The sequence below is a fragment of the Falsiroseomonas sp. RANM36 genome (genome assembly GCF_056682175.1).
The window spans coordinates 1,672,755-1,676,915 of sequence record NZ_JBWXTD010000003.1 but is presented as its reverse complement, the minus strand read 5'-3'; the positions used below and the strand labels follow the sequence as shown (position 1 = coordinate 1,676,915).

Sequence of the window (4,161 nt, the reverse complement as noted above, 5' to 3'; positions counted from 1 at the left end):
GGGCCGCCGCCGCGCCCGCCGCCCCCCCTGTGGCCCCCCCCCCCCCCCCCCTGGGGGGGGGCCCCCGGCCCGCCCACCGCCCTCTCGATGCTGCTGCGGCCGGGCGCGGCGAAGCCGATCACGTCCACGCCGCCCAGCCCGTCCTGCGCGCGGCCGGCGGCGAGGCTGACGAGGACGCCGCCCGCCGCGCTGTCGTAGCGCAGCGTGTCGAAGCCGGCGCCGCCGAGGATGGTGTCGTTGCCGGCGCCGCCGGCGAAGCTCTCGTCCAGCGCGCCGCCGACCAGGCGATCATCGCCCGCCGTGCCGATGAGGCCTTCCAGGCCGGTGAGGCGGTCCACGCCGAGCAGGGCGCCGCCCAGGCTCTCGACCTTCGCCACGCGCCAGAAGCCGCCGAGCGCGATCGCCACCAGTTGCAGGCCGGCGCCGAGACCGCCGTAATCGGCCACATCCGCGCCGTCGCTGCCATCGAGGGTGTCGTTGCCGGCCGAGCCCCGCAGCGTGTCCGCGCCGCCATCGCCGAAGAGCTGGTCCGCGCCCCCGCCGCCGGCGAGCAGGTCGTCGCCATCGCCGCCGCGCAGCACGGCGCCGGGGCCCGCATGGGCGCCCAGCGTGTCGGCGCCCGCGCCGCCATCCAGCACCGCGTCGCCGGCGGCGGCGAGGACATCGTCGCCGGCCTCGCCGAAGGCATGGCCGCCGGCGGACAGCGCGATGGAATCGGCGCCCGCACCGCCAAGCACCAGGGTCCAGCCGGCGCCGGGCAGGATCGTGTCGTTGCCCTCGGCGCCGAGGATCACGTCGCCGGCGGCCGGGCTCGCATCCGCCACGCCGTTGGTCGAGCCGCCGGCCGCGGCGGTGCGGATCAGGTCATCGCCAGCCGACCCGGTGATCACCGCCACGGCCACGCATCTCCCGCAAGGATCGCAGGGAGGGTCGCGCATGGTGCGCGCCGGCACAAGAACCTGTGATTGATAATTGGCCCGATGACACGCGCTGTTGGCGAATCGCGGTCAGAGCGTCCGGAACGCCCCGTTGCCGACCACCGCCACGTCGCGCCCCACCACCCGCGCGCGGAAGGCGGCGCCGCCCTCCCGCGGCCAGATCTCCGTGCGGATCGTCTCGCCGGGAAAGACCGGCGCGGAGAAGCGGCATTCCATGCGCCCGAAGCGCGCGGGATCGCCGCCGCAGACCGTGCGCAGCAGCGCGCGCCCGACCACGCCGAAGGTCGCGAGGCCATGCAGGATCGGGCGCGGGAAGCCGGCCTTCGCCGCCACGGCGGGATCGCTGTGCAGCGGGTTGTGGTCGCCGTTCAGGCGATAGAGCAGCGCCGTCTCCGGCCGCGTCGGCAGGTCGAGCGTGATGGCCGGCGCGCCCTCGGGCTCGGGCGCGGGCTTCTTCACCGGCCCGGCAGGGCCGCCGAAGCCGCCATCGCCGCGCAGGAAGGTGGTCTGTTCCAGCGTCGCGAGCTTTTCGTTCGTGGAGGCGTCGAGGATCACGCGTTCCGAATAGAGCAGCGCGCCCTTGCCCTCGCCGCGATCCACGATGCCGGTCACGCGGGAACGGCCGATGACCTCGCCTTCCACCGGCAGGGGCGCGTGCAGCGTGACGGCCTGCTCGCCATGCACCAGGCGCAGCGCGTCCACGCCGGTCGCGGGATCGCGCAACCAGAAGCCGGGATAGCCGAGCACGACGGCCATGCTGGGCAGCGCGCGCATCGCCGCCCCTTCGGTGACGAAGCGGAGCTCGGCCGCGTCCATCGGGTCCTGCCCGCAGCCGAGGCTGAGCGCATACAGCGCCGCATCCTGCCAGCGCAGGCGCTGGCGGATCTCCGGGATCGGGAAGTTCAGCAGGTTTTCGTAGGTGATGGGCATCGCGCTACTCCAGTTCGAGTACCGCGTCGGCAGCCAGCGCGCCCTGCCCCTCGGGCAGCACCATCAGCGGGTTCACCTCGGCGGAGAGCACGCGCGGCTCGGTGCCGAAGCGCGAGAGCGCGGCCAGCGCGCGCGCGAGCGCCGGCACATCCGCCTTCGGCCGCCCGCGCGCGCCGTCCAGCAGCGGGAAGCCGCGCAGCGCGCGGATCATCGCGAGGGCCTCGTCCTCGGTCACCGGGCAGCGACGGAAGGCAACGTCGCGAAACACCTCGATGAAGACGCCGCCGAGGCCGACCATGGCGACCGGGCCGAAGACCGGGTCGCGCACCACGCCGATCGCCATCTCGACCGCGCCCTGCACCTGCTTCGCCACCAGCACGCCGTCGATGCGCGCGCCCGGCGCGCCTTCGGCCGCGCGGTCCATCAGCGTGGCGAAGCCTTCGCGCACCGCGTCCTCGTCGAGGAGGTTCAGCAGCACGCCGCCGATCTCGCTCTTGTGCAGGATGTCGGGCGACAGGATCTTCTGGACGACCGGGAAGCCGAATTCGCGTGCCGCCGCGACCGCGTCCTCGGCGGTGACACAGGCACGCTCGGGCACCGGTGCGATGCCCGCCTCGCCCAGGATCCGCTTGGCGCCGGCTTCATCCGGCGCACGCGCCGGCAAGTCCGGGTGCCCCACTTCCCCATCCGACCGCGGCAGCCGTCCAAAGGACTCGGCGAAGCGGCCCATGGCGGAGAGGGCGACGACGGCGCGGGTGGGGTCCTCCATCACGAGGAAGCCGTCGGCTTCCCATTCGCGCGTGCGCTCGGGCGAGGCGAGGATCGAGAGCAGGAACAGCCGGTCCGGGTGACGGTCCAGCACCTGCTTCAATTCGGCGCGCAGCGGCGGCGTCATCGTCGGGCTGTCGCCCCAGGCGGTGAAGAAGGCGATCAGGCTGGTGTAGCCGCCGTCCGTCGCCATGCTCTCCGCGAAGGCGCCGACCACCTTCATGTCGTTGAAGGCCTGCGCCGTGCAGTCCACCGGGTTGCGGGGGGAGGAAAAGGGCACCAGCGCCTTCAGCTTCGCCTGCGCGTGCTCCGGCATTTCCGGCATGGGCAGGCCGGCGGCCTCCGCGGCATCGGCGATCAGCACGCCGGCGCCGCCGGAGATCGTCACGACGCCCAGCGTGTTGCCCGACGGGTAGATGCGCTTCTGCGCGACGTAGCAGACATCGAGCAGTTCCTCGGTCGTGCGGGCGCGATGCACGCCGAACTCGGCCAGGACCGCATCCAGCACGCGGTCGTCGCCGGCGATGGAGGCGGTGTGCGACTGCGCCGCCGCCTCGCCCACCGCGCTGCGGCCGACCTTCATCATCACCACGGGTTTCCGCGCGACGCGCGCCGCCTCCAGCGCCTGCACGAAGCGCGCGCCGTCGCGTATCCCTTCCGCATAGGCGGCGATCACCTGCACCTCATCGGCCGCCGCCATCCATTCGATGAAATCGGCCAGGTGCAGGTCGGCCTCGTTGCCCGTCGTCACCAGCACCGGCACGCCGATGCCGCGCGCGCGCGCCGCGGCGAAGAGGTGGCTGCCATAGGCGCCGGACTGGCTGGCGATCCCGACGACGCCGGGGATCCAGCCCTGCTCGACGCTGGCGGAGAAGATCGGGAAGTAGCCGAGCGGGGCGTTGAACAGGCCGAGGCAGTTCGGCCCGACGATGCGCATGCCGTGGCGACGGGCGGCCGCGACCAGGCGATCCTGCATCGCGGCGCCTTCGGGGCCCACTTCGGCGAAGCCGGCGGTGAAGGTGATCGCCGCCTTGCAGCCGCGCGCGCCGAGCGCCTCGGCCGCCGCGATGGCGCCTTCGCCGGGGATCGCGATGATGGCGGCGTCGGGCGCCTGCGGCAGGCTCGCCACGTCGCGGAAGGCCGGCAGGCCCTGGACCGTCGCGCGGTTCGGGTTCACCGGCAGGATCGCGCCGGCGAAGCCGCGCGTCTTCAGGTAGGACAGCGGCCGCCCGCCGATCCGCGTGGGATCGTCGGAAGCGCCGATGATGGCGATGGAGCGTGGACGCAGCAGCGCGTCCAGCGGATGGTCGTGCAGGGCGCGTCCTCCTTGCCGGGACGCGCAGGGTGCAGAGTGCGGCCCCGGGCGCAAGCCCGGGCCCAGCACATGGGTTTGCGCGAGCCTGGCGGACGTCCGCCCGTCAGCCCGCCGCGGGGGGGGCCCCCCCCCCCCCCCCCCCCCCCCCCCCCCCCCCGCCCCCCCCCCCCCCACCCCCCCCCCCCCGGCCCCGCGCCCCCCCGCCCCGCC

General features: G+C 74.5%; 3 protein-coding genes. All 3 read right to left on the bottom strand.

All coding sequences use genetic code 11. The features are described 5' to 3' along the window. Positions 1-896: calcium-binding protein (locus AC1MIR_RS12960; protein ID WP_480028564.1), on the bottom strand; the 896-nt coding region annotated here is incomplete at its 3' end. Positions 897-1,007: 111 nt separating this feature from the next. Further along, the gene (locus AC1MIR_RS12955; protein ID WP_480028563.1) at positions 1,008-1,868 is read right to left on the bottom strand and encodes a MaoC family dehydratase; all 861 of its coding nucleotides are present in this window, start codon (positions 1,866-1,868) and stop codon (positions 1,008-1,010) included. Between the two features lie 4 nt (positions 1,869-1,872). Beyond that, positions 1,873-4,161, bottom strand: a 2,289-nt coding sequence (locus tag AC1MIR_RS12950) for an acetate--CoA ligase family protein (protein WP_480028562.1), incomplete at its 5' end; no start/stop codon positions are given.

Excerpts from the sequence above, each read along its gene's own strand:
- AC1MIR_RS12955 (WP_480028563.1), bottom strand. The coding sequence starts at position 1,868 with ATGCCCATCACCTACGAAAACCTGCTGAACTTCCCGATCCCGGAGATC.